The sequence below is a fragment of the Achromobacter sp. MUI-25009338 genome, from assembly GCF_057359325.1.
The window spans coordinates 3,403,720-3,428,676 of the sequence record NZ_CM170627.1; the positions used below are offsets into that span (position 1 = coordinate 3,403,720).

A 24,957-nucleotide genomic window follows, 5' to 3' on the forward strand; every position below is an offset into this window, starting at 1 on the left:
CTGAACCAGCGAATCAAGAAAGCGCCCGACAGTTGGCGTTCGCACAGCACTGGATCACATCTTCGTGGCTGGGGCAGCAACTGTGTCGTTTGCCGAACGAGGCTTGCTGTGAGCTGGCTTCGACTGCTTTTCTCCAACCTCAAGCTCCTGCTGCGAAGAGTTGTTCTTCACATCATTAAGAGGACTCGTATCTTGTACGGTTTTGTCATTTTTAGGATTTGATTCTTGCTTTTTGGATGGAGCAATTTCAACAGTTACGCCATCTTTCGGCAGGGGGCTAGATTTTAAAATCGATTGATCAACAATGGCGGCAGATGATGGTTGCGCACTTTCATTTTCATCGCCAACTCCAACAGATTTATTGCCTGGGTGAAAAAATGGAGCAACAACAAACAGAGCGATAAAAATAAATGAGGCAGCAATCATTCCCTTAATGGTGATTTTTGCTGTTTTCTTGTACAAACGAATGGCATCCAAAACTGGATGCAATGCCAGCTCTCGATAGTCTGAGCGGGTTAGCGCTATATGAATATTCTTATGCCAACGTCTCATGTTGAGCAGCTCATTTACCAATGACTTAGAGCTAACATGACGTTGAATAATTATGCTAGCCCATGTAATGGCCAATAAAACAAAGCAGAATATTATCCCGGCAACTGCCCAGGTGTTTTTCTGAGAGGACAGCAATGTCAGGCGCACGCCTAGCCCCGTTGCCAATGCTGCGAGACCTATCACAAAACCCGTAGAAAGTCGATGAACACGATCCACGATACGCGAAACATCTTCTCCAACCGCCTTCCTAAGGTCGGCCATAGCTTTTACTGTTTCTGCTGACTTTGATCTCACATAGGCGCGATGATCAAGCCGAGCCCCATCAAGCGCTTCCTGCAGAGATTCGGGTAATACGGTTAGCCACTCCAAGTTCCCATTGGATTGAGAGTCCCTGACAATCGCAGAAAGACGCCGCACAAGAACTTCATGCCGGGCTTCTGTGTCCTGCTTTACGAGTATCCAGTCGGCTGCCTGGCATATTTTTGCATAGGCGTTGTCATCCTGGCACTTTTCCCCAAGATAGAAAGTACGTTTTCTTGCGCCATTGAGAGATACCTTTATTGTATCTTCTTTCCACACATCTGAAACAAGTAGCGTTGCCAGATTTTTAGCTGCCAGCGCCTTCCATATATTCCACGGTTCACCACTGCCATCATCGCCTATTAATATCCAGCGATAAGGGTCTGCCGGAACAGTGGCGCCGGTCAAATCGCGCACTACACCTTTTCTGGGGTCGATTGCATCTGAATTGGGTTCCAAGGGTGGCAAGCCAGGTAATGGCTCGCCATCCCAAGAAAGGACAGAAAACCCCTTGGTCTTGAATCCAGTAAAAAAATTTAGTACCAATAGCTCGCTGGCTAAGGTCAATGCCTTGTCCTCCAAGGCCGCTGAAAATCCTGCTTGCGACGCAAAGAAAACCCTTCCGCCTACTGGCTTCTTGATTACAAGGGTGACATCCTCATTTGCAACAGCATCTATTGAGATCTCGGAAAACTCGCCATCACGGATGGAAATCGACCAAGCTTCCGATTTCTTTCCTGAGAAATCATCGAAGGCTCGCTTGAAATCGCCCGATTTTTCAGAAGAGACATGCCCGGAAATGTCGATTTGATCGATGGTTTCGCGGATGTTGACATGCTCTCCTAAAGCATCAATCAGGGATGCGAGGCATTTTTTCGAGTTCATCGTTCCGTTCCAAGCCGGTGGATCGTATGGTTATTTCAACGCCTCCATTTCCCTCTGTTTTTATCTCTACATTCTTGTTTTCTTCGTGCCCGGCGCTAAATAAGAGAGTTATCCCTTCATTTGTGACAACCCGCCGGTACTCAGCTGGTGGTGGAGTAGCCCCCTCAAATTTGAATGCTTCTGTGCTTATGTTCTTATTGGCGAGTTTGCTCTTGAAGGTTTTTAAAATTGCAGCCTCTGGAGCCACACCTTGCAATACGGCACCAAGAAACTCCTCTGGCTTTTCAAAGTCAAAACCTTCAAGCCTTGACATGGCTGCACGTACGAACCGCTTAGGCGCTTTCGCAACTTCGGGAGGAACCTCACTTTTGTGCGCCTTGATTGACTCGACTGCCGCATCTTCGAGGCGCTTGGTCAGCTCGACCGGCTCAAGCGCACGGCGTATATCCAGGAAATTGGCAAAATGCTGAGTGGCATCGCGATAGCGCCCGGACGAATGGTCAATTACCACGATTGATGATTGAAAGTCCCCGCCTGATTCGATATTTTCATTTTTATGAAATCGTATGACGGCAGATTTTTGCATGGCCTTACGATCCTTCGTAAATGTTTCGACAAGCGTCTGCAAATCAGGAACAGGGTTTCCATCCCCATCTAAGATCAGATTACCTTCTGCATCTTTAATGTAGGAATAAGATACGACCTGCTGATGCTCGTATTTGATGACGGCAACAAATCGAGTATCCCCTTCCGTTTTGAGGACAAAGAGCATCAGAACGCCGGGCGCAAGTCGTTTGTCCTGCTTTACTTTCTCTTTGAATCTAGCTGCCAGATCGTGCGAGGCTTTTATAAATCCATCTTTTGCTTTTTGGCTAGGCAAAGCTCGATAAAGGAGGCTTGGAATTCCTGCGCCAGGAAGAAACTCATAGGCGGCTCCACGAAGAGTCTCTTTAACTCGCTCAACGAAGAAATCCACGCATTGCGGTGGTTTAACTTCTGCTAAAAAAACGGGGGATTCCGACGCAGGATCGACAACGTGGAAGATCATTCGCTCAATGGTGAGACCTTCTGCTTCTTTTTCACTAAGAATGCTCATCGACACCCCGTCTTAATTTTTAAATTTAGAGTTAAATGATGTGTGGATTTTAATTTTTCCTCACACTACTTTTGTGTATTAGCAATATTTTGCGTCAAGGTAAACCAGATGATTTTTGGTCATCTACCCATACCAAACATGCAATTTATCAGAAATTCTTAACATTTGGAGACATCCTTGCGTCTCCGCTTCGCGGACCACGCTGCTTCAGGTTCGCTGTTCGCTCATCCCTAACGGGACTGGCATTCGCCAGCCTTCCGCATCCCTGACGCCTCCGGCCCGGCTTCCAGCTTCGGGCCTGCGCGCTTGCGCTTGCCGTGCGGTTCGGCACAGAGGGAGGGCCGTTGCCATGTCCAGCCGTCTTTCCTGACTCCATCACCTTGTCCGCGACTGTAGCCCGCGTCCGTGTGCCGTCAAGGCGCGCAGGGCCGTGTCCTCGGCTGCGCCTGCGGGCCGCACCAACCCTGCGCTTGTCTCCTTGACGGCCCCCGTCCACGGGCTCCCTTTCGTCGCGGGCGATGAACTCAGGAAAGACGGTGGCAACAGGGCCAACCGGGTTCCTCGTGCCGACCGCACCGAACAGCCGAAAGGCTGGGCTCCGAATCTAGGAATCCGGTGTGCGGTTTTCTTCAACAGCCTTTTTGTTCAGGAGAACGACATGCTTGCAACCCGTTTTGCCTCCCACTCCCCAGCACTGCGCAGCGACTACCCGCTGTCCGATGACCAGATTCGCAGGGTGGCCCCGTCCATCTTCGCGGATGCCCCGCACCAAAGCCGTTCCGAGCGGTACGCCTATATCCCCACGGCCGCCGTACTGACCGAGCTTCGCAAGGAGGGGTTTCAACCCTTCATGGTGACGCAGACCCGCGTGCGCGATGAAGGCAAGCGCGAGCACACGAAACACATGCTGCGCCTGCGCCACGCCAGCCAGATCAACGGCGCGGAGGCGAACGAAATCGTGCTGCTGAACTCGCACGACGGCACCAGCAGCTATCAGATGCTGGCCGGGATGTTCCGTTTCGTTTGCAGCAATGGCCTTGTCTGCGGCGACACCGTGGCGGACGTGCGCGTACCCCACAAAGGCGACGTGGCCGGTTCCGTCATCGAAGGCGCTTTCGAGGTGTTGAGCGGTTTCGAGCGCGTGAAGGAATCGCGCGACCTGATGCGCAGCATCACGTTGGACGATGGCGAATCCGACGTGTTCGCCCGTGCTGCGCTGGCGTTGAAGTACGACGACCCGGACAAGCCCGCGCCCATCACCGAATCGCAAATCCTGATGCCGCGCCGGTTCGATGACCGCCGCCCTGACCTGTGGAGCGTGTTCAACCGCACGCAGGAGAACTTGACCAAGGGCGGATTGCATGGCCGCAGCAGCAATGGACGCCGCCAGAGTACCCGCCCCGTGCAGGGCATTGATTCCGACATTCGCCTGAACCGCGCCCTGTGGCTGCTGGCCGATGGCATGCGCGCTCTCAAGGCTTGACCGTTCCCCCCCCGGAGGGGCCGTTTCCCCTCCATTCCCTTGTTTCACTCGATTGGAGATACATCATGAACGCTATCACCTACACCGAAGCCCACGCCGTCAACACCGCAGCCAGCAGCGCCGCGAACGTGCTGCAAGCCGCCGACCCGAGCAAGCACATGATCCTGGTGCCGCTGTCGCGGCTGGTGCTGCGCCCCACGGGCCGCAACGTGCGCAAGACCCCGCGCATGTCCATCCCTGAACTGGCCGCGAGCATCCAGCGCGTGGGCCTGCTGCAAAACCTCATCGTGATTGCATCCGCCGATGGCGAGCATTACGAAGTCGTGGCCGGTGGCCGTCGCCTCGCCGCGTTGAAGCTGCTGGCAAAAAAGCACCGCATCGCCAAGGATTGGGACGTGCCTTGCTTGCAGGTGGCCGATGGCACGGCCCGCACGGCCAGCCTGACCGAGAACGTGCAGCGCGAAGCCATGCACCCGGCAGACCAGTTCGAGGCATTCGCCGCGCTGGTGGCCGAAGGCCGACCCATCGAGGACATTGCGGCGGATTTCTCCGTTACGCCGCTGGTGGTGCAGCGCCGCTTGAAGCTGGCGAACGTCTCGCCCCGCCTCATGGCCGACTATCGCGCCGATGCCGTGAGCCTTGACCAGTTGATGGCCCTTGCCATCACCGACGACCACACCATGCAGGAAGCCGCGTTCTACGATGCCCCACAGTGGCAGCGGCATCCCTCGCACTTGCGCGAACGCCTGACCGAAAGGGAAATCGACGCTTACCGGCATCCGCTGGTGCGCTTCGTCGGACTGGACACCTACGAAGCCGCAGGCGGTGGCATCCGCCGTGACCTGTTCGCGGAAGGCGATGCGGGCGTGTACCTCAACGATGCCGCGCTGCTGGAACGGCTGGCGCAAGACAAGCTGGCAGGTATTGCCGCCGCTATCCGCGCCGAGGGTTGGGCGTGGGTGGATGCCACGCCGGGCGTGACCCATGCCGACCTGCACGCCTTCCAGCGTGCGCCGAGGGAACGGCGCGAGCCGAACAAGCGCGAAGCGCAGCGCATCGAAAAGCTGCAAGAGAAAATGCGGGCCATCGGTGAAGCCGTGGACGCCGCGATGGACGCCGACGACGAGGAAAAGGCCGATGCCTTGCAGGAGGAAGGCGAAACCCTGGGCGAGCAGTTGCAGGCGTTGGAAGATGGTTTGCAGGACTACGGCGCGAACGTGAAGGCCGCAGCCGGTGCCATCGTGACCATCGACCGCAACGGCGAGGCCGTGATTCATCGAGGGCTGCTGCGCGAGGCCGAAGCAAAGGCGCTGCGCACGCTGGAGAAGCTGCGCCAAGGCTTCAGCGACCCGGACACCGCGAACGATGACGAAGGCGAGGAAGACGAGCAGCCCAAGGCCGCAGCGATTTCCGACCGGCTGGCCCAGCGCCTGAGCGCTCACCGCACCGCTGCGCTGCAAATCGAGGTAGCCCGGCATCCGCAGGTGGCGCTGGCCGCTGTGGTGCATGGCATGGTGCAGACCGTCTTGCAGGAAAGCCGCTACGGTCGCAGCCGTGATTCTCTGCCGCTGGGCGTGGGCCTGAAAGTGCAAGATCGGCTGGAAGGCATGGCCCCGGACTGGCCGGAATCGCTCGCCGCTGTGGCGCTGCGCGAACTGCAACAGGCGGCGGGCGAAGCCTTGCCGGAGGACAGCGCCGAACTGTTCGCTGCGCTGCTGGCGAAGCCGCAAGACGAACTGGTACGGCTGCTAGCCGTGTGCGTGGCTTCCACGGTGGACGTGGTGACGCCTCGCGCCGTGCCGCACCAGCCCGGCGAGGAACTGGCGCAGGCCGCGGGCCTCGACATGGCCGCATGGTGGCAGCCGACCGCAGAGGGCTACTTCAAGCACGTTTCCAAGGCCATGACTCTGGATGCGGTGGGCGAGTACGCGCCGCAGCACGTAACCCGGCTGGCGAAGCTCAAGAAGGCTGACATTGCCAGCGAGGCCGAGCGGCTGGTGAACGGTACGGGCTGGATGCCCGCCATCTTCAAGGCCGAAGGCCCGCAGCAGGCAGTGAAGGAAAGCGCGCAGGAGGCAGGACCGGAGCAGGACGCGCCGGAGGATGCCGAGTCAATGGCGGATGAGCCCGCCGAGGCGCTGGCCGCTTGACCCTGCATCACAGGTAAGCGCCCCGGTTCCGACCGGGGCGCATTGCTGGAAGGAGACTCCCTATGACCCGTACCACCACCAGCCGCCCGCGCATGGCGGCGATCTACGCCCCCAGCACGGTGCGCGCCCGCAGCTGGCACGGCGAGGGCGATGTGCGCGGCTACCGCCCGCCCTCGGGCTGGACGGCCCGCGCAGACCTCACCGACATTCATCCCATCACGGGCCGCGCTTTGGCGCGCGCCGTGTGGTGGATCATCGAGACGAAGGAATAACCGCGTTCAGCACCGCGCCCAGGTCGTTCCGTCCTGGGCGCGGTGAAACGCAAAATCCGGGCGCGGCAGTGGCCGCGCCCGGTGAGGATGCTTCATGGCGCGATCAAGACTCTGACCTTGAGTTCGTCCTGCTCTGCATTCAGGTCGTTTTCGATTCCGCGCGGGTTATGGATTCGGCCATCCGGGTCATATACGAAGCAGAAAAGCGTGCGGCAGTTTGGGTGCCTCTTGTATTTCGCAATATCTACGATGAGTTGCTCGCCCAACTCTCTGGCACCGAGTCCTGGCCGTGATTTCTTAATCTCCACCACGGCTTCAATCTCGGGAAGCAAGAAGTCCATTCTGGACGCGCCGCCAGCGTAGCTGGGCGTCCATTCTTCCGGTCGCACATCGTCGAAGGGGATTCTCAAGAGCGCGTGGAACAGATCCTGCACGTCGTATTCATCACCGATGTCCAGAGTCGGTCGGTCTTGACGCCGAACACGTAGTTGCTTTGCGACCTGATGAAAGCGCTCTCCTATCCGATAGAGCGCTTCGACCCTTTCGGGTGCTGTGACTTTCCCCGGAGAAAGTTGGGCGCTTCTAAGGCAGGCAGGACTTCTCCTTACCCGTGCAAGCATGGCGTTGACTACTCCTCTGACATTTTCCACGCCCCGGTATGACGGCGTGCCGATATAGGTATTGGTGCTGTCGTTGAAGTAGTCTGCGACGATCTTCGCATGATGCAATCCGTCAACGACTTCATCCCGAAAAAGGTCGATGAGTTCGACCCCGATTTCCCTATACCTGCCTTCATCTCCTTGGGCCATATAGATGCCACTGTGAGACTTGGTAAATCGCCCAAGCATTGCGCTCAGGGCGGCTGAATACCGCTCCAATGTGTCGATGAACTCATCTTGGGTCATATGAATCTGGTTCTGAGAGGTGTAAGCAGGGTAGAGCGTAGCTTGTTTATAGTGGGAAGTAGGTGATATGGGCCTGTGCGTGTAGGCGCGATGCGCCACCGGGCTTTCGGGCTGCGCCCCGTGCCGACTTCGCCGTCACGGCCATTCGGCTTCAATCCCTCACGCCTTCGCGCCTGCGGTGCTGCGCGCTGCGCTTGCCTCTAGGGGAAAGCCCTACGGGCTATCCCCGCCGCGCGCAGCTTGGCGCCCCTCGATGCTGCCGAACCGGCTGCGCCGGATCGGCACGATCAGCGCCTCTTCGCAATGGACGGTGCGTTGGCGAACACGCTGATGCTTGCTGCGGCAGGTTGTGCAGATGCGTGCCGTCCTCAACGCTGGCGGTTCTCGCCCATCACGTCACGAAGGACGGTTCACGGGCATCCCGCCCGACATCGCCATGGAGCTTCCACGCCACGCCTCAAGAGCGGCGCCGCAAGGTGCGGCAGGGGCGTTCTCGCCTGTCGTTGGGGTGTTGACCTGGCCCGCGTCAGAGGGCGAGCCGGAACAGCCTTCGGGCGGGGATGCCGAGTCGGCCCTGTCTCCCTTCGAATTGGGGGTGGTTCGGCCCAAGGCGTCCTTGTGTTGTTGTGAATCCTGGCGGTGGCGCGGCTGCGCCTCGGGCTTCATGGCTGCAACCGTCCAGCGAAAACAATTTCCCCTCTGCTGCGCAGATTCCTCGCGGGCCAAATTCTTTTCGCCTTCCGGCTCTCCACTGCGTTTCGACCGCAAGCGGTGCGGCCCGCCCGTCCCCCGCCGGCCGGATCACAACAAGGACGCGATGGGCGCGAACCTTGTTCCACCAAAAGGAGTTTCATCATGGCCAACATCGGCAGCTTCACCGCAGACAAAGACGGCTTCACCGGCACGCTTCGCACCCTGACGCTCAACGTCAAGGTCAAGCTGGTGCCCAACGACAAGGGGGACAACGAGAAGGCCCCGGACTTCCGCCTGCAGGCAGCCAGCCATGACATCGGCGCGGCGTGGAAGAAGACCAGCGAGGCCGGGCGGGAGTACATCTCCGTGACCCTCGACGATCCTTCGTTCCCGGCCACGGTCTACGCCCGCCTAATCGAAGGCGAGGACGGCACGCACGACCTGATCTGGTCGCGCAGCAAGCCCCAGGCGGCCTGACAGCCGCCCACTGCGCCCCGTCACATGGCGGGGCGCTGCGCTGTTCGTTCGTCCCGAACGAGGCAGCGGCAGGCAGCGTCCATTGCAGGTTACGTCTTCCAGACTGGGAGCAGTGTCTGCGGTTACGGCCAGGGCATGGCGTGTCGGCGCGATGCGCCGCCGGGCTTTACGGGCTACGCCCCGCGCCGTCGTTGCCGTCACGGCCATTCGGCTTCAATCCCTCACGCCTTCGCGCCTGCGGCGCTGCGCGCTTCGCTTGCTCCCGGGGGAGCGAGCTGCGTTATGGCGCTGCCCTTTTAATTGTTGATTCGATGTATGGCTTGAGATTCAGCATGAATAGGCGAATCCATTCGTCTTTCAATTCGGGGGGTACCTCTTCCGCCGACGGGGCTAAGCCCAGTGTTTTTAACGCACCCTCACTGGCCCTCGATATGGCCAGCGTTCTGACTCGATCATCGTTAAGAGCCTGAACGATCTTCCCGGTGTGCTGAAAAGCCTCAAGGTACATCTTTGGTGCCTCGCTCGCTATTTTTGGCAAGTCATCCAAGCGGCCTACGAGGCTGAAATCAACGGATAAATCCAGCGTTTTCCCCTCGACGGGATCAATGGCATAGGTCTCTTGAAAAGCCGGGCCGCTGTACTCATCGCTGATAAGGATAAGGAGCCTTGCAAAATTGAAGAGTTCTACATATCCGAGGATTCGACCTTCCTGTGGCTGAGCAACCACGGAAACACAGTGGAAAAGGTGATCCTGCGGTCGGTTCTCAATCAGATCCGCATCGAAGAAAAAGTAAAAGGGGTTTGGAGCCTCAGGGCTCGGGTCTAAGAGGTAAGCCAGTGCCCGAGCGCAGTTGCTTTTTTCAATATGATCAACCTCCGACAAGAGGGCCAGGCACGACTTGACCATAGACCTTCCGGCTGCCGGGCCGCCATAGCGGAAATTCATGCAGAGCGGTTCGTCCAAGTAATTGTCTACTTGCTCCGAGCGGGTGGTGGCGTTCTTGAAATCGAATTCCGGGTGATCGACAGCAATCTTTTTGAGCAAGTTCTTTATAGTTCTTGAATCATTTGCTCGAATGGCGACTTCTATCCTGTTGTCTGACTCTTGGGTCGATATATCATGCCCATCAAGCACCAATACAGAGTCAGCCCGAAGCCGTAGCTTTTCTCCTGACGCAGTTTGCACTTTGAAGTCTGGATGCGTGCCGCCTCGCCCGCGTTTGACTCCGGCTGCACTCGAAAACCAGAGGAACTGCTTTGCGAGTTCCGCCTCCCATGCAACGCCCCGCGTGCTATTGCAGCTCCTGCAGATGAAGTCGTGGACTTCCTTGCGCCCACCTATTGAGCTGGGAATGATGTGCTCACCCGTTCGGTGATCGCCCTCCAAGGGATTGGGGCAAAGCCAACATGTTTTCATGAATCCTCCCGACCGAAACGCAGCGCTTCGGCGACTACGACCTGGCTACTGCCAGTAGCTCTTCTGTCCTGCTCATCAGCACTGCCGTGCTGCATTCGAGCGCACTGGCGATCTTGAAGATGATCGCCAGCGTGGGCATGTGCTCGCCACGCTCGACCTTGCCCATGTGCGAACGCTCGATGCCGGCGAGGTTCGCCAGCGACTCCTGCGCGATGCCGCGCTCCGTCCGCAACGCGCGCACCGCCGCGCCGAAGGCTTGCGCCAACTCGGCGTCGAAGGTGGTGGCGCCGGCTGGTCGGCCACGCTGAATGGGTCGCTTCTGCATGGACAGAAGCGTCAATTCGCAGCACAATTAAAACCACGTTATCTTTAACTCATTCATGCTTTTGGCCCTTTTTCGTTCTTTTACGGAAATCCGCTTCTGCGGATTCCGGTGAAACCGGGAAACCGCCAACGTGCCTTTGCAGATTTCTACAATTGAGCTTTTGCGCTTTCGTGTTTCCACGGCTTTCGTGGAATACGCATCCACGCTTTCGCGTGGAAACGCAAAACCGACATGCCATGTTGGAACAGGAGCACCTCGATGAAGGCTCCCCTCGTCACCGAGGAGCAGCGCGCCGCGCTGCTGGAGAACGGGCGGCGGGTCGCCGCCGGTGAACCATACGACCCGTTGCCGGTCGTGCGGCTATTCACTCCCGACGCCCACGCGATCTGGCTGCTGGCATCGCTCGATCCTGCCGACGGCGATACAGCTTGGGGCGTCATGGACGTGGGCATCGGTATGCCCGAGCTGGGTCACATCAAGCTGTCCGACCTGGCCTCCATCGTCGGCCCGAACAAGCAGCCCGTAGCGCGGGATTTGTACTTCCAGGCGGTGCGCCCGCTGTCGGAATACCTGCGGCTGGCGCAGGAAAACCGCTCTGTCGTCGATTGAGCCATTCGCACCCAAGCCGGGCGTATTAAGGCTATTTCGGTCTTGCTCCAGACCCGCAAAGTCTGAATCCGCACTCTTGCACCGAAGCAGTGCCCTCATGCGAAAAACAGCCACGATCCTTTGCGGGAGTTGCGGCACGGTATTCCGTGCCGCATGACATTTCTAAGTCGGGCGGCCGTCGCATTCGGACGGATTTCGCAATACGCCGGAGCCAATTAGCCTTGACACCAACAGATACAGCTTAACCGGATTTCTACCTTGATTTAAGGCTCCTGCATGTCTGACGCCGTGGCGACGTTCCTGCTGTTCGACAGGAGCTACGGTCATGGTCAATCCTCATCACGTCGCTCACTGGTATCCCACGGCGGCTTACCTCTACATCTTGTGGCTGGATGCGCTGGCGCTGGCCTGGGAGTACTTGCGTAGGCATCCTGATTACCGGCTTGACTGGGTGCGCCGTGCGCGCCGCCCCGATGCTGCGTATCGCTGGGGCCTGCGCCTGCTGGAAGACCCGGCGCTGGATGCGCGTGACGCGCATCCGGCCTGGCTGCCCGGCCATGCGGCCGTGGTGCAACTCTATCCCGATGCTGATCCGCCGCCTGACGCGGCCAGATTCGACTTCTGGAACATTCCCGGCCACAAGCACCTGCTCCACGATGGCAAGCGGCTGGCATTGATCGCGCGCAGCCCCGGCCATTGCCAGCGTTACGCGCTGGCCTTTGGCCTGGAAGACGGCATGGCTGTCGCCTATGCCCATCGCGGCGACGCTGCCGCGCCTGTGCTCGATCACGCGCCCAGCGCCGCGCGAACCAGGCCCAGGCCGACGCCTGCTGCGTTACTGGAGCTGCACACCCTGCAGGCGCTCGACGCGACCCTGGCGGGCGCGTCCTTGCGCGACGTGGCCGAAGGATTGTTCGGCGTAGACGCCACGGCCGGTTGGTACAGCGACGGCGGCCTGCGCTCCAAGGTACGCCGCCTGGTGCGGCGCGGCGATGCGCTGATGCGCGGCGGCTATCGCCGCCTAGCACAGCTTGCGCCGCTTGAGAAGGGTCGTTTTGATGGCCACGCAAAACGACCCTGAGCAAGAGGGCTTCGTTTTCTGAGACTGCCTCCATCCGGTTGCGCTGTGCGGCCGGAGCTTTGAAAGCTACGGAGGTTCTCACTATGCGTCCCGCTCCCTTGCGGCCTTCTGCCGCACCCGCCACTGCCCCGACCACTGCTGCGCAGCCGCAGCGTTATCTGACCAACGACGAGGCCGCCGACTACCTGCGGCTGTCGCCGCGCACGCTGGAAAAACAGCGCGTACTCGGCGGTGGCCCGCGTTTTCGCAAGTTCGGCCGGCGCGTCATGTACGCCGTGGCCGACCTCGACGCCTGGGCCGCCGACCGCAGCTTCGAGACGACTTCCGATCCCGAATACGCCGAGCACCACTCGGCCGACAGCCGTGCGCGCTGATCGGCGGCACGCGGCAGGCCATCGCCATGTCCAGCACTGCGCTGCCGTCCCGGCAGCGGCCCGTGCCAGAGCGCGAACAGCTCGATCTGTTTCGCGCCTTGCCGGGCGACATGGCGCCGCGCGACAGCCAGGACTTGATGGCCTTTCCGTTCTTCTCGCTGGCGAAGTCGCGGCGCGTCGCGCCGATCGACTTCCGGGCCAGCGGCATCACGATCCGCGTGGAGGGCACGCAGGAGCACGGCATCGCCACGATTTGGGATGCGGACATCCTGATCTGGGCGGCCAGTCAGATCGTGGAAGCGCGCGATGCGGGCTTGCGCCCGTCGCGGCTGATGCAGGCCACGCCTTACGAGATCCTGCGCTTCATCGGGCGCGGTACGTCGCTGCGCGACTACCAACGTCTCAAAGCGGCCTTGGATCGCCTGCAATCCACCACGGTGGCCACGTCCATCCGGGAGACCACGGGAAGACGGCTGCACCGCTTCTCGTGGATCAACGAATGGAAGGAACTGGCCGATGCCAAGGGCACGCCCTTGGGGCTGGAGCTGATCCTGCCGGACTGGTTTTACGCGGGCGTCATGGATGCCGCCCTGGTACTGACCATCGACCCGGCGTATTTCCGGCTCACGGGCGGGATCGAGCGATGGCTGTACCGGCTGGTGCGCAAGCACGGCGGGCGCCAACCGGGCGGCTGGCAATTCGATTTTCGGCACCTGTATCGGAAATCGGGCAGCGCCACGCGCTTCTCGGACTTCGCCTACGACCTGCGCGCGCTAGTCGCTCGGCAGTCGATGCCCGGCTACGTCCTGGGCATCGAGCGAATGCCGGACAACGGCGCCGAGCTGCTGACCTTCCGGCCCGTGCCGTTCACGGCACGGGGATAAACGGTGCGCAGCTTGTGGATGGGCTCGTGCTATCAGGAGTACGGCGTATCGTGCTATCGGGAGTACGGCTATCGTGCTATCAGGAGTACGAATCGCCAGCAAACCCAATAACGGTGCGGGTTTGCGGCCCCTCTAACTTCCCTAACTTAAATCATCTAACTGATAGTAGAAGCGCCGCACGCCGGTGGAAAACCGCCGAGCGGCACCACGCACAGCAGCAACAGCCGGGCTTTCCAACGTGGAGGGTCAGGCCATGATCGTCGCGCTGCTCAACCAGAAAGGCGGCGTGGGCAAGACCACGCTCGCCACCCACATCGCCGGTGAGCTGGCGATGCGCGGCCAGCACGTCGTACTGCTGGACGCCGACCCGCAAGGCTCCGCGCTGGACTGGACGCAGCGCCGCAGCCAGCAAGGTTTGCCACGGCTGTTCAGCGCCGTGGGCCTCGCTCGCGAAACATTGCATCAGGAGGCGCCAGAACTCGCCAGGCGGGCCGATCACGTCGTCATCGACGGCCCGCCGCGCATCGCCGCCTTGGCGCGCTCCGCGCTGCTGGCGGCCGAGCGCGTGCTGATCCCCGTGCAGCCCAGCCCCTACGACCTGTGGGCCAGCGCCGAGATGGTGGCGCTGATCCGCGAGGCGCAGGTGTTCCGGCCTGCGCTGCGCGCGGCATTCGTCATCAACCGGCGCGTCAGCACCACGGTGATCGGACGCGAAGCGCGCGGCGCTCTGGCCGAGCAGCCGCTGCCCGCGCTGCGCTCGGAAGTACGCCAGCGCATCGTCTTCGCAGACAGCGTGGCCGCCGGCCGGCTTGCCCGCGAGCTGGCGCCCGACAGCGCCGCCGCCCGCGAAATCACCGCGCTGGTGGACGAACTGCTGCGGTGGCCATCATGACCACAAAGCCGTCACTCGGCAGCAAACGCGCAGCCAAGCGCGTGGGCATTGGCGCGCGCCCGCCCACGAATCCGCACGCCGAAGCGTGGATTCGCCAAGGTGACGTCGATGCGCTGGGCAAAGGCGACCTCTACACGGCTCGTCTGACCCTCGACATCACGCCCGCCATGCGGGCGCGCATCAAGGTATCGGCCTTCACGCAAGGCGTGACGGTGGCCGAACTGCTGCGCGGCCTGCTGGAGCGCGAGTTTCCAGAACACCGCAGGGAGAACACACCATGATCGCATCCGCTTTGCCTGCCGCTGGTGCGGCCACGGCTGTACCAGCGCCACCATTCCCAGCACACGCGGCGCGGCCTATTTCAACGCCGCTAACGCGCGTTTCGCTGGCCTTCCTGGAGCACCGTTTCAAGCTCTATCTGCGCTTCGGCGAACCCGCGCGCACGCACCGGTTCGACCGCTGGCGCAGTCTCGCCGTGTTCCTGCCGAACGCCGTTTTCTGCCGCATTCGCTGGCAGGCCAACGACTACGGCACCGTGCGCTGGCAGCTCATGGTGATGCAGGCTTGCACGCCGCTAGATGAGGAGCAGCGCATCCCCGGCGTGCAGCCGGGCGCGCGCTTGCTGTTGCACGCCGAAGGTGAGCAATCGGTGCGCGCCGTGCTGGAGCGTATCGACGCCATCGAGGCGCTGGGCATCGCGCCCGCTGCCGTTTCGCCCGCGTACTGGCGCACGCTCGCCAACCGGCTCGCTGCGCGCCTGCCGCTGCCCGAATACACCGCCGAGCGGCACTCCGCCTGGCTCATCGGGAGGGCGCTGCCATGACCGCCGTTTCGACTACCGGCACCGCACCGCGTCCTCGCTTGCGCCTGCGCGCTCGCATCGTGCTGGCGGGCCTGTCCGCCTGCGGCCTCGCTGCGCTGGCCTGGGCGTCCTTCGTGCATCCACTGCCGCGCCTGACCTACAACCCGTCCGACAGCGTGGCAGTCGGCTGGTATCGCGTCGATCCGCTTGACCATCGCGCTAGCCCGCTGTCACGTCGGTTATCCGTGGGCACCATCGTGCTGGTTCCGCTGCCGGCCGAGGCTGCCGCGCTCGCTGCGCAGCGCGGCTACCTGCCGACACGCATTCCCCTGCTCAAGCGAGTGGGCGCAGTGGCGCCGCAAGAGGTGTGCATCGTCGGCGGCAGCGTTCGCATCGACGGCGTGCCTTCGGCCGCCGTGCTGTCTGCGGATCGCTGGGGCCGGCCGCTGCCATCCTGGCAGCAGTGCCGCCGCCTTCGGCCCGGCGAGCTGTTCCTGCTCAGCGTCACCAATCCGGCGTCGTTCGACAGCCGCTACTTCGGGCCGGTCAGCGCAGCTGCCGTGATCGGCGTTGCGCGTCCGGTCTGGCTGGAGTCGCGCCCATGATGGCCGCCGATTCGCTGCACGCTGCCGTGCATCTCATCGTGCCATCGGGCGTGTCGTGCTGCTGGCCGTCGCTGTGTCGTTGCGCGTGCAGTGCGAGCGCATCCGCGCCGCACTTCGCGCTGCCTTCGGCGCAGCCATCCAACGTGCAGGCGTCTTGCCTCGAACGCGCCCGGCCAGTGGCCGTGTTTGCGTTCGCCGGCGCGCTGGCTGCTCGTGCAGCAGCGCCGCCGGGCCGCCGCTGCCCGGAGCGTCAGCGAGGGGCAAAGGCGGAAGGCAAGACAAAAGGACGCGGCACCAGGCCGCGTAGAAAGCCTGTCTGCACATGGGGGTGGCGCGGCACGGAGCGGCTTCGCCACCGTGCCGCTTGGGGCGCGAGGCCCGCGCCAATGCAGGCATGTCCCCGTGCTTCGCACGACAGGACACGCCAGAGCTTGCAGGGAGCGCAGCCATGACCGCCCGCCGCGACGACGATTTCCGGGTGCGTCCGAGCGCCCCGAAGAACCGGGGCAAAGGCCAGGGCCAGAGCTTCGTTTCCAAGGTACTCAAGCAGGCGGGCAAGGCCAGCGGCGGCAAGTCCTCGATGCGCCATTCCGCAGCCGGCGGCAGCGGCGCACGCGCCGGCCAGCGGCCCGGCTCGCGCCTGGGGCGCGGCCATACGGCGGCGCGCTTCGCCGGGGCGAAGCTGACGTCCATGTCGCGGCGCGTGACCATCAAGACCCTACTGGTCAATCAACGCAACGCCAGCCCGCAGTCGCTCGCCAAGCACCTGCGCTACATCGAGCGCGACGGCGCCGGCCGCGATGGCGAACCGGGCCGGGCCTACGGGCCGCAGATTGACGATGCCGACCTCGATGCCTTCAAGGAGCGGGCCAACGACGACCGGCACCATTTCCGCTTCATCGTCTCGCCCGAGGACGGGGCCGAGCTGGACGACCTGCGCACCTACACCCGGCATCTTGTGAACCGCATGGAAGCCGATCTGGGGACGCGGCTGGATTGGGTGGCAGTCGATCACTGGAACACCGACAACCCGCACACCCACCTGATCGTGCGCGGGCGCGACGACACCGGCAAAGACCTCATCATCGCGGGCGACTACATCGCCCACGGCTTCCGCCATCGCGCCGCCGAACTGGCGACGGAATGGCTGGGGCCGCGCACCGAACTGGAGATCCAGCAGACCTTGCAGCGCGAGGTGGAACAGGAGCGGTGGACGAGCCTCGACCGCACATTGCAGCGTGAGGCCGGCGAGGATGGCCGGGTGCAGATCGAGCGCTTCAATGAGCCCCGCCTGCAACGCCAGCGGCTGCTGCTGATCGGCCGACTCCAACGCTTGCAGCGCCTGGGCCTGGCTGACGAGACGCAGCCCGGCACCTGGGCCGTGCATGCCGACGCGGAGAAGACCTTGCGCGCCTTGGGCGAGCGTGGTGACATCATCCGCACCATGCAGCGCGCCATGAGCGGCCAGCCGCGCGAGCAGGCGGTGTTTGAGCCCGGCGACGACGGCCGCACCATCGTCGGCCGCGTGGCCGGCAAGGGGCTGGCCGACGAGCTGCACGACCGCGGCTATCTGGTCATCGACGGCGTGGACGGCAAGGCCCACTACGTCGCTTTGAACGCCCGCGACGAGCTGGCGAACTATCCCACCGGAGCCGTGGTGGAGGTACGCGGTTCCAACGAGGTGCGGGCGGCCGACAAGAACATCGCCGCGCTGGCGAGCGATGGCCTGTACCGCGCCGATCATCACCTGGCGATCGAGCAAGGCCGAGCCAAGCCCGGCCGCGACCCGCAGGAGGTCGTCGCGGCCCATGTCCGCCGACTGGAAGCCCTGCGCCGGGCCGGCATCGTGGAACGTGTGGCTGATGGACTATGGAAGGTGCCGGACGACCTGGCCGAACGTGGCCGCCAGAACGACGCACAGCGCCTGGGCGGCGTGGCGGTGGAGCTGAAATCGCACTTGCCCATCGAGCGGCAGGCCCGCGTGATCGGCGCGACCTGGCTGGACCAGCAGTTGATCGGTGGCGGCAAGGGGCTGGGCGATCTGGGCTTTGGCGGCGAGACGAAGGAAGCCTTGCAGCAGCGCGCCGACTTCCTTGAAGAACAGGGGCTGGCCCAGCGGCGTGGGCAGCGGGTGATCCTCGCCCGGAACTTGCTGGGGACGCTGCGGAATCGGGAACTGGCAAAGGCCGCCAAGGATATTGCCGCCGAAATCGGCCTAGCGCATCGGCCCGTCACCGACGGGCAGCGCGTGGCTGGCATCTACCGGCGCAGCCTCATGCTCGCCAGCGGGCGCTACGCGATGCTAGACGACGGCATGGGGTTCAGTCTGGTGCCGTGGAAGCCGGTGATTGAACAGCGACTGGGGCAGCAACTTGCCGCGACGGTGAGCGGTGGCGGCGTGGCGTGGGAAATCGGACGGCAGCGGGGAATGGGCATTGGCTAATGCTCGAAGAGTCTCAGCCACATAACCCGGCAGGCTGTCTAGAGATATGCCGAGGCAGTTGTGAAATTCTTCGCTGCATATCTTCAACGGGTTGGATCTATGGCCCGGAAGCGGCCATCCAGATAGACGAGTGGATCGGCATATGCAGATGTGAGCACACGCTCGACACTGGCCAGCATTACCGAGTGGGTGCCGACTGCATGGTGTTCAATCAGCTCACAGAACAGCGAAGCCTGCGCCCCTTGCAGATAGGGCAACCCATTGACTTCATCAAATCGCCAGGCTTCATGATCGAAACGGTCGGTCCCCGTGGCGCTACGGCAGTGCACCGCAAGTACCTCCTGTTCTGCGCGGAGTACATTGATGCAGAATCGTCGAGCAGCCAGCAGCGGCCCATGGATACGGGTTTGCTGACCAATGCACACTAGAACCGTGGGCGGCTCCAGTGAGACTGATGTGAATGAACTGGCGATCATTACGTGTCCGTGGCCATCGGGAGCGATCGACGTGATTAGCGTCACCGTGGAGGCCACGCCGCGCATCGCCTGCCTCAATTGGGCAGCAATCAAAGGGTGTTGGGACATGTAGGTGTGCTCAATCATAGGTTACGGGTGCGTTTCACGCTTGGCCCAACCAGGGTGCTTTGTCAGCAAACCCAACATCTCGTCCATCGCGTCATAGGAGCGTTTGAGCGTGCTGTATGGATTCCCCCCGACCAATGTGCCGTCATAGCCGACGGGGCCGGTATAACCGAACGACTTGGCAAGTCCAAGAAGTGCGAAGTTGTCGAGTTCTCCTGCATCGAGCGCCTCGAAAGTGGCAATACGACTCCAGCCAAGTGGGCTGCGGGTTGCGCCGCTGAGAGTCAATTCCCGCATGAAGGGTGTTGACGCCATTAACGCTGGCGTCGGGTCTACTGCCTGATAGCCCTCCGTCGGGCTGCCTGCATTGGTTTCGTAGCCATACCAGTGATAGCTTGGAAACACGATGCCGAGATTCGGATGGTTCACGACCGAGCAGATCTGTGCCGCAATGGAGTAATGATCCATCCAGAAGCCCAGATGAAAATACAGCAGGATGTCAATTCCGCGCCGTGCGCAAATCTCAAGTGCCCGACCAAGGAAGTCCTGCAATACCTTGTCGTCCGGTGCCTTTCGATGATTTGAACCGTGGCCTGCCGTCCTGATTCCAAGATTGACAGCCTTCACGCCTTCCATCTCCTCAAGCATCCGCAAGAGTCCTGCGTTGATGGGATGCTGTGGGCCCTGATCCAGGTCGATCACCACATACACGCTAAAGACCTCCAAACCGAAACGATCTTTCACGGTGGATAGACGCTTTGCGGTTTCCCATCGGCTCCCTGACCAGACGGCATAGGTCAGGCCGTCATAACCGATGTCAGCCAGCATTTCGCATTGGACATCGAAGGCATAGGTACCAGCCGAAGAAGTAAAAGCGAGATCCCAGGCAAAAATTTTATGACCGTGCAGCATCCTGCGCCTCCTCCAAATGGGCAGTAGCGTGCGCCGGAAAGTGCGGTACGACATGCTCGCCAAGTTCCTGAACAATCTCATGCGCCGGACGTGTCGCGTATTTCAGGTTGAGGCCAATATGATTAACCCCAATATCGCGCAAGCGGCTGAAGTAGTCAGTAAAGAATCGGTGACCAGCCCGAAACCCGAGGAAGATGGGCGACGGGGGTTCATCGGGATTCTCCGACAGGTCAATATAGAAGGATTGCGTGAAGGGTTTGAATCTTGGTGTCAGCGACCGCCAATTCTTGATTGTCATGGCTTGCTGCGCGATATTTTGGGGATAGTAAAGCCAGCCATCCCCATGCTCGGCAATCCATTCGACCGACTGGCGTGAATGACCAGTCACCATCACGGGAATGTCTCTCAACGCCGGTTTCGGCAGCGTATCTGCACCCGACAAGTTCACTCGGGGCGTGGAGATTTCCGGGAAGTCCTCACGCCAGGCTTGACGCAACACAGTCAATGCTTCTTGGAACAACGTGGCTCGCGCATCCATTGTCTGACCGAAGGCCGGGAACTCTGTTGGCCGATCACCCGTGGCGATACCTAGCACCAGGCGCTGATTTGACAAGCGGTCGATCGAGGCTGCTGCTTTGGCCACAAGCAAGGGATGACGCAGAGTGGTGATGACGCTGCCAGTTGCGAGCGCGATGCGCGACGTCTGTGCCGTGACGTAGCCCATGAATGGCCACAGGTCATGGATGTGACCCACGTCGCCAAAAAACGGGACATTGAGAAATACGGGTATACGGATTTAATGGTTGGGGTATACGGATTTAATGGTTGATGGGGCACCTTCACCCCATCAATCTGATACCACCCTCAGATGGTTGATAGATCGACTCCGTAGTTGAGTTCCTCTGCGAAGTCCGGCAGTCCGTAACCGATGGTTTTCTTGTAGAAAGGAGAGACCTTCGCAGTCGGTGCCTTCTTCTTGTGCTTCGTGGTGTAGAGCATTCGTGCCCGCATCACCTCGAAGGAGTAACCGCGCCCTTCACGGTTCTTGTCCTTGGCCAGTCGGTTGATGGACTCCGTGTAAGCGTTGGTGACGGGCATGTCCGTCTCGAAGTAGGTCATGGTCTCTTCGCGCCAGTTTCCCACTGCCCTGACCAGATCGCTCCAGACTTCCTTTTGGCCCTTCGGGATGGTGGCTATCCACTCGTCCAGGGCGGCTTCTGCCTGGAGCCGTGTGGTGGCGTCCCAGATGCCGTAGAAGCGCTCCTTGTGCTCGTAGGCGGCCAGCAGTTGCGGGAACGCGCCTGTCCAGGTCTCCATGATGAGGCGCTCCCGGTCTGAGACTTCGTGAGCGCGTTTCAGCAGGATTTTCCGGTCTCCCTTGAGAGTCCGGCTCTGGGACGGTTTCGGCTCCTTTCTGAGGCCCTTGCGCACTCTCTCTAGGGCATCGTTGGCCATGCGCACCACATGGAACTTATCGACCACGATACGGGCCTGGGGCAGCACAGCCTTGACCGCTGCCCGGTAGGGGTTCCACATGTCCATGCTGACGATCTCGACCTTCTGCCGGTCTTTCAGCTTCATCAGGTAGTTGGTCACCACGTCCTGGCGGCGGGTGGCCAGCAGGTCGAGCAGGGTTCGCTCCTCAATGTTGGTCAGAATGCAGCGGTAGCGCTTGTTCAGGTATAGCTCGTCAATGCCCAGGATGCGGGGCGTCTCGAAGCGGTGCCAGCGCCCCAGGAACTCGGCGCGGGCGTTGAAGATGTCGCGCACCGTCTTCTCGTCCAGGCCGGTCTGTGCCGCCACAAAGGTGTAGGGGTGGTTGAAGGATTCCTTCTCCACGTACTCATGCAGCCGCAGTGTCATACGGAATCCGTCCACCATCTCCGGTAGCTGGGGCCTGAATGTTGTCTTGCAGGCCCGGCAGGTGTATCGGCGGCGGACCACCCAGAGAGTGACCCGCTTGCCGTGGATGGGCAGATCACGATAGGGAACGTCACGCTTGCCGAACCGCACGAACTCACCCTGCACGCCGCACCCCTCGCAGGCTACTGGTGTAGGTGCTTCAAGCCGAAAATGTATGTCTTCATTCTGCTCATCAGAATCCACCAACTGGTACCCAGGAAGGCTTAACGAATTAATCATCTCCCGCCTTGATCAGAAAAACAGGTAGGTGGCGTAACCGGCAATCATCGCCATAGCAAAAATGACTGCTAAAAACGCCGCTAAAAGCTTCAGCGTGAACAAAGAGCGCAACAGAATGAGCTCAGTCAGGCTGGCTCCGGCACTGCCGATGATAAACGCTAGCACCGTCCCGGCACCCACGCCTTTGGCCATCAGAGCCGCTGCCAGAGGTATGACGGCTTCAGCGCGAATATACAACGGCACGCCGATGACAGCGGCAACTGGAATGGCAAAGGGATTATCTGGGCCTGCATACTGCTCCAATAAGTCAGTGGGCATGAAACCATAGATCACGCTGCCAATCGCAATACCGATGAGCAGGTAAGGCAACACATCGATAAAGTCCGACCAAGCTTCCCGCCACACACCACTGTACTTCCCTTCTTTCTTAACCGTGACAGTGGGTTGACTGTCACAGCATTCGCTAGACGTAGAGACTGTTGTCTTCCTATCAGCCCCGCAAGAAGCCGTCTTCGGAGTGGTGTCGCAGCTGTTGGTGCCGCAACTCGATGCGGTCGATGTAGCACTGCACGGGCTTGCTGATGAACTACATCCACTGCTCTCTTGTGTCGCCGTCCGGCGCACATAACGCTCGAAGCCAAGCGTGTGAAGCAGCCATCCGGCACCTACCGCGACCACCAAAGCGGCGAGCACATAGATAGCAGTAAGTGTCCATCCAAACGTGGCAACCAGCAGGCCGACGACGATAGGATTCAGCAACGGAGATGAGAAAAGAAACACCATCATCGGCCCAAAACCGGCCCGTGCCCGAATCAACCCTTTCAACATGGGGATAGTCGAGCAACTACAGAAGGGCGTTATAGCTCCTAAACCAGCAGCAAGAAAATAGCCTCGCTTCCCACTGGAAGTCAGTAACGCTTCCACCTTGGATGGTGGGATGTGACGTTGAAGAACTCCGACCAGCAAGCTAATGCCAATGAATAAAACCGATAGCTCGATAGCGAGAAAGGCGAACATGCCTAGAGCGTCTTGGAGTTGAGATGACATTCAATATTACTCCTATATTTCTGGGTCAAAGAGTCCGGCCTGCCGGTCGGCACCTTTGGGTTGTTACGGCTGCGCGGGAGAGGTGTCCCGCCGCAAGCCCGCCACCAGTACAAGAAATCCCTGCACGGCTTTTTCGGAAGCGGCGCGTGGGTCGTCTGCGCTGGCGATCCACAGCGATGCGCCCAGCAGCGCCCCGTTTATCAGGCGGGCCGTCGCCAGGGGATCGACGGGGCGTATGACTGCCTCCTCGATCAACTTCTGGAGGCTGCGGCGCGTGTTCACGATGCACACGTTCTGGCAGAGCCACTGGGAGGGATCGCCCAGAACCGCTGGCCCGTCCAGCAGGACGATCCGCTGGACTTCGGGCTCGACGGCCATCTTGATGTAGCCAATGCACTCCTGAACGAAGCCGTCCCAGGTGGACTCCGCCTCCTCGACGATGACGGCCAGTCGGCCAGATATCTCTGCATCAATCTGGGCGATGACCGCCTCCAGCAGCCCTTTCTTTCCACCGAAGTGGTGATAGAGCGCTCCGCGCGTCAGTCCGGCTTGGGCCGTCAGCTCATCCATTGAACTGTCCGCATATCCCACGGTTGCGAACGCAGCGCGGGCGGCACTGATGAGCTTGGCCCGCGTTTCCTCAATCATCTCTGCACGCTTTTGTGCCATTAGGTCGTCCTCCGATTTTTCACATAAGAAGTGTATGTAAATGATTGACATACGTTGCGTATGAGTGGATGATAAATGGCATACGTCACGTATGTCAAATTTTATCAACCGGGTTTCGCCATCCCTTCGAGACTGAAAACAATGAGCACATTGCCTTACCTTGCGGTCCTGCCTTCCTGGCGCCGCGCCTTGCCGTTAGCTGCGGCGAGCTTGCTGGCGCTGTCCCTAGCTGGCTGCAATAGCGACGCCGCCGACGCGGTCGCCGCCCCTCCACCCACGGTCAGCGTGGCACCTGTGTCGGTGCGCAAGATCGTCCTATGGGATGAGTTCAATGGCCGCGTCGAGGCGGTGGAAAGCGTTGCGCTGCGGCCACGTGTGAGTGGCTACATCGACAGGGTCAATTACGAAGAGGGCCAGATCGTCAAACGTGGCGACGTGCTGTTCGAGATTGACGCTCGCAGTTACCGTGCTGCTCTGGCTCGCGCGGAAGCAGACTTGGCCCGCGCCCGCACGCAGGCCGCACTGGCACGTAGCGAAGCGGCCCGTGCTCAAAAGCTGGCTTCGTTGCAAGCAGCCTCCACCGAGGAGTTGGAGCAGCGCCACGCCGCCGCCGATCAGGCCCAAGCCAACGTGCAGTTCGCCCAAGCCGCAGTCGAGACCGCCAAGTTGGATCTGTCGTTCACCCAGGTACGTTCGCCCATCACAGGCCGCGCCGGACGTGCACTGGTCACGGCAGGCAACTTGGTGAGTGCTGACGGCCAGGCCAGCATCCTGACCACCGTAGTCTCGCTGAACCCGGTGCACGTGCATTTTGATAGCGACGAGCGTACCTATCTGCGCTACGCCCACATGGCTCGCAACGGAGAGCGCCCCGACCAGCGCAGCGAAAGTATCCCGGTGCAGGTGGGCCTGGTCGGCGAGAACGGCTATCCACACGCCGGAAACGTGGACTTCGTGGACAACCGTGTCGATGCGGCCACCGGCACCATCCGCGCACGCGCCACCCTGGTCAATCCCGACGGCCTGCTTACGCCGGGCCTCTATGCCCGAGTGCGCCTGCCGGGTAGCGGCAGTTTCGAGGCCATGCTGATCGACGACAAGGCCATCCTGACCGACCAGAGCCGCAAGTACGTGTATGTGATCGATGAGAACAACACCGCCCAGCGCCGCGACATCACGCTGGGACGCAAGGCCGAAGGCCTGCGCATCGTCGAGGAAGGTCTAAATCCCGGCGACCGCGTGATCGTCAACGGCATCCAGAAGGTTTCTGTCGGCATGCCAGTGACGGCCCAGGACATTGAAATGGCGCCTGCAGGCCGACAAATCGCCCAGGCGAGCGAATGAGCGCGGAGAGCCAGCCA

At 60.9% G+C, this 24,957-nt stretch carries 25 protein-coding genes; 14 read left to right on the plus strand and 11 right to left on the minus strand.

What is annotated here, in order from left to right:
- Positions 1–54 precede the first annotated feature (54 nt).
- Entirely contained in the window at positions 55–1,737 is a 1,683-nt protein-coding gene (locus AC1IQ6_RS16130; protein ID WP_076472153.1) for a hypothetical protein, read from the minus strand.
- Positions 1,703–2,833: a nucleoid-associated protein gene (locus AC1IQ6_RS16135; protein ID WP_076472149.1), complete on the minus strand. Its 1,131-nt coding sequence runs from the start codon at positions 2,831–2,833 to the stop codon at positions 1,703–1,705. The genes AC1IQ6_RS16130 and AC1IQ6_RS16135 overlap by 35 nt, the downstream gene beginning before the upstream one ends.
- A gap of 658 nt (positions 2,834–3,491) precedes the next feature.
- Between AC1IQ6_RS16135 and AC1IQ6_RS16140 the strand changes: the two genes are divergently transcribed.
- The 3 genes from AC1IQ6_RS16140 to AC1IQ6_RS16150 all read left to right on the plus strand — a co-directional run bounded on the left by AC1IQ6_RS16140 (position 3,492) and on the right by AC1IQ6_RS16150 (position 6,738).
- Positions 3,492–4,316 (plus strand): DUF932 domain-containing protein, encoded by an 825-nt coding sequence (locus AC1IQ6_RS16140; protein ID WP_017232042.1) that lies wholly within the window; start codon positions 3,492–3,494, stop codon positions 4,314–4,316.
- 65 nt (positions 4,317–4,381) lie between these two features.
- Positions 4,382–6,466: a ParB/RepB/Spo0J family partition protein gene (locus AC1IQ6_RS16145; protein WP_017232043.1), complete on the plus strand. Its 2,085-nt coding sequence runs from the start codon at positions 4,382–4,384 to the stop codon at positions 6,464–6,466.
- Positions 6,467–6,528: 62 nt separating this feature from the next.
- A complete protein-coding gene (locus tag AC1IQ6_RS16150; RefSeq protein ID WP_017232044.1) occupies positions 6,529–6,738 on the plus strand; it encodes a hypothetical protein in 210 nt (69 codons plus the stop codon).
- A gap of 92 nt (positions 6,739–6,830) precedes the next feature.
- On the opposite strand, the gene AC1IQ6_RS16155 is transcribed toward AC1IQ6_RS16150, so the two are convergent.
- Positions 6,831–7,643, minus strand: coding sequence for a PD-(D/E)XK nuclease domain-containing protein (locus tag AC1IQ6_RS16155; protein WP_021027211.1), 813 nt, complete (start codon positions 7,641–7,643; stop codon positions 6,831–6,833).
- An 855-nt stretch (positions 7,644–8,498) separates the two neighbouring features.
- On the opposite strand from AC1IQ6_RS16155, the gene AC1IQ6_RS16160 reads away from it, so the two are divergent.
- Entirely contained in the window at positions 8,499–8,813 is a 315-nt protein-coding gene (locus tag AC1IQ6_RS16160; protein WP_017231974.1) for a DUF736 domain-containing protein, read from the plus strand.
- A 280-nt stretch (positions 8,814–9,093) separates the two neighbouring features.
- Here the strand turns inward: AC1IQ6_RS16160 and AC1IQ6_RS16165 are convergent, their stop codons facing one another.
- Positions 9,094–10,230: an HNH endonuclease gene (locus tag AC1IQ6_RS16165; RefSeq protein ID WP_021027212.1), complete on the minus strand. Its 1,137-nt coding sequence runs from the start codon at positions 10,228–10,230 to the stop codon at positions 9,094–9,096.
- Positions 10,231–10,264: 34 nt separating this feature from the next.
- Positions 10,265–10,555, minus strand: coding sequence for a helix-turn-helix domain-containing protein (locus tag AC1IQ6_RS16170; RefSeq protein ID WP_021027213.1), 291 nt, complete (start codon positions 10,553–10,555; stop codon positions 10,265–10,267).
- Positions 10,556–10,813: 258 nt separating this feature from the next.
- Here AC1IQ6_RS16170 and AC1IQ6_RS16175 point away from each other — a divergent pair, with 258 nt between their 5' ends.
- The 9 genes from AC1IQ6_RS16175 (at position 10,814) to AC1IQ6_RS16215 (ending at position 18,245) form a co-directional block, all read left to right on the plus strand.
- Entirely contained in the window at positions 10,814–11,164 is a 351-nt protein-coding gene (locus tag AC1IQ6_RS16175; RefSeq protein WP_017231428.1) for a DUF2958 domain-containing protein, read from the plus strand.
- Between the two features lie 325 nt (positions 11,165–11,489).
- Positions 11,490–12,245, plus strand: a complete 756-nt coding sequence (locus tag AC1IQ6_RS16180) for a DUF2285 domain-containing protein (protein WP_017231427.1) — start codon at positions 11,490–11,492, stop codon at positions 12,243–12,245.
- Positions 12,246–12,328: 83 nt separating this feature from the next.
- Positions 12,329–12,619 carry a helix-turn-helix transcriptional regulator gene (locus AC1IQ6_RS16185; RefSeq protein ID WP_021027215.1) on the plus strand — a complete coding sequence of 97 codons (291 nt, stop codon included), beginning with the start codon at positions 12,329–12,331 and terminating at the stop codon, positions 12,617–12,619.
- 26 nt (positions 12,620–12,645) lie between these two features.
- A complete protein-coding gene (locus AC1IQ6_RS16190) occupies positions 12,646–13,503 on the plus strand; it encodes a replication initiator protein A (RefSeq protein WP_017231425.1) in 858 nt (285 codons plus the stop codon).
- Between the two features lie 253 nt (positions 13,504–13,756).
- Entirely contained in the window at positions 13,757–14,395 is a 639-nt protein-coding gene (gene parA / locus AC1IQ6_RS16195; protein WP_061072753.1) for a ParA family partition ATPase, read from the plus strand.
- Entirely contained in the window at positions 14,392–14,676 is a 285-nt protein-coding gene (locus tag AC1IQ6_RS16200; protein ID WP_039830464.1) for a hypothetical protein, read from the plus strand. The genes parA and AC1IQ6_RS16200 overlap by 4 nt, the downstream gene beginning before the upstream one ends.
- Positions 14,673–15,218, plus strand: coding sequence for a DUF2840 domain-containing protein (locus AC1IQ6_RS16205; protein ID WP_017234566.1), 546 nt, complete (start codon positions 14,673–14,675; stop codon positions 15,216–15,218). The genes AC1IQ6_RS16200 and AC1IQ6_RS16205 overlap by 4 nt, the downstream gene beginning before the upstream one ends.
- On the plus strand, positions 15,215–15,802 hold the full coding sequence (locus AC1IQ6_RS16210; protein ID WP_061072754.1) for a S26 family signal peptidase: 588 nt from the start codon (positions 15,215–15,217) through the stop codon (positions 15,800–15,802). Before AC1IQ6_RS16205 ends, AC1IQ6_RS16210 begins: the two co-directional genes overlap by 4 nt.
- A 448-nt stretch (positions 15,803–16,250) precedes the next feature.
- On the plus strand, positions 16,251–18,245 hold the full coding sequence (locus AC1IQ6_RS16215) for a relaxase/mobilization nuclease domain-containing protein (protein ID WP_022960609.1): 1,995 nt from the start codon (positions 16,251–16,253) through the stop codon (positions 18,243–18,245).
- Positions 18,246–18,328: 83 nt separating this feature from the next.
- On the opposite strand, the gene AC1IQ6_RS16220 is transcribed toward AC1IQ6_RS16215, so the two are convergent.
- From AC1IQ6_RS16220 to AC1IQ6_RS16245, 6 genes are all read right to left on the minus strand, one after another.
- Positions 18,329–18,847, minus strand: coding sequence for a flavin reductase family protein (locus tag AC1IQ6_RS16220; RefSeq protein ID WP_004350836.1), 519 nt, complete (start codon positions 18,845–18,847; stop codon positions 18,329–18,331).
- A 3-nt stretch (positions 18,848–18,850) separates the two neighbouring features.
- On the minus strand, positions 18,851–19,738 hold the full coding sequence (locus tag AC1IQ6_RS16225; RefSeq protein ID WP_004350834.1) for a sugar phosphate isomerase/epimerase family protein: 888 nt from the start codon (positions 19,736–19,738) through the stop codon (positions 18,851–18,853).
- The gene (locus tag AC1IQ6_RS16230) at positions 19,722–20,462 is read right to left on the minus strand and encodes an LLM class flavin-dependent oxidoreductase (protein ID WP_021204041.1); all 741 of its coding nucleotides are present in this window, start codon (positions 20,460–20,462) and stop codon (positions 19,722–19,724) included. The genes AC1IQ6_RS16225 and AC1IQ6_RS16230 overlap by 17 nt, the downstream gene beginning before the upstream one ends.
- A 140-nt stretch (positions 20,463–20,602) precedes the next feature.
- Positions 20,603–21,880, minus strand: coding sequence for an ISL3 family transposase (locus AC1IQ6_RS16235; protein ID WP_022960607.1), 1,278 nt, complete (start codon positions 21,878–21,880; stop codon positions 20,603–20,605).
- Between the two features lie 12 nt (positions 21,881–21,892).
- Positions 21,893–22,927: a permease gene (locus AC1IQ6_RS16240; RefSeq protein WP_009586987.1), complete on the minus strand. Its 1,035-nt coding sequence runs from the start codon at positions 22,925–22,927 to the stop codon at positions 21,893–21,895.
- 63 nt (positions 22,928–22,990) lie between these two features.
- Positions 22,991–23,596, minus strand: coding sequence for a TetR/AcrR family transcriptional regulator (locus AC1IQ6_RS16245; protein WP_023047514.1), 606 nt, complete (start codon positions 23,594–23,596; stop codon positions 22,991–22,993).
- 141 nt (positions 23,597–23,737) lie between these two features.
- Between AC1IQ6_RS16245 and AC1IQ6_RS16250 the strand changes: the two genes are divergently transcribed.
- Positions 23,738–24,940 carry an efflux RND transporter periplasmic adaptor subunit gene (locus tag AC1IQ6_RS16250; RefSeq protein WP_008294933.1) on the plus strand — a complete coding sequence of 401 codons (1,203 nt, stop codon included), beginning with the start codon at positions 23,738–23,740 and terminating at the stop codon, positions 24,938–24,940.
- The last annotated feature ends 17 nt before the right edge of the window (positions 24,941–24,957 follow it).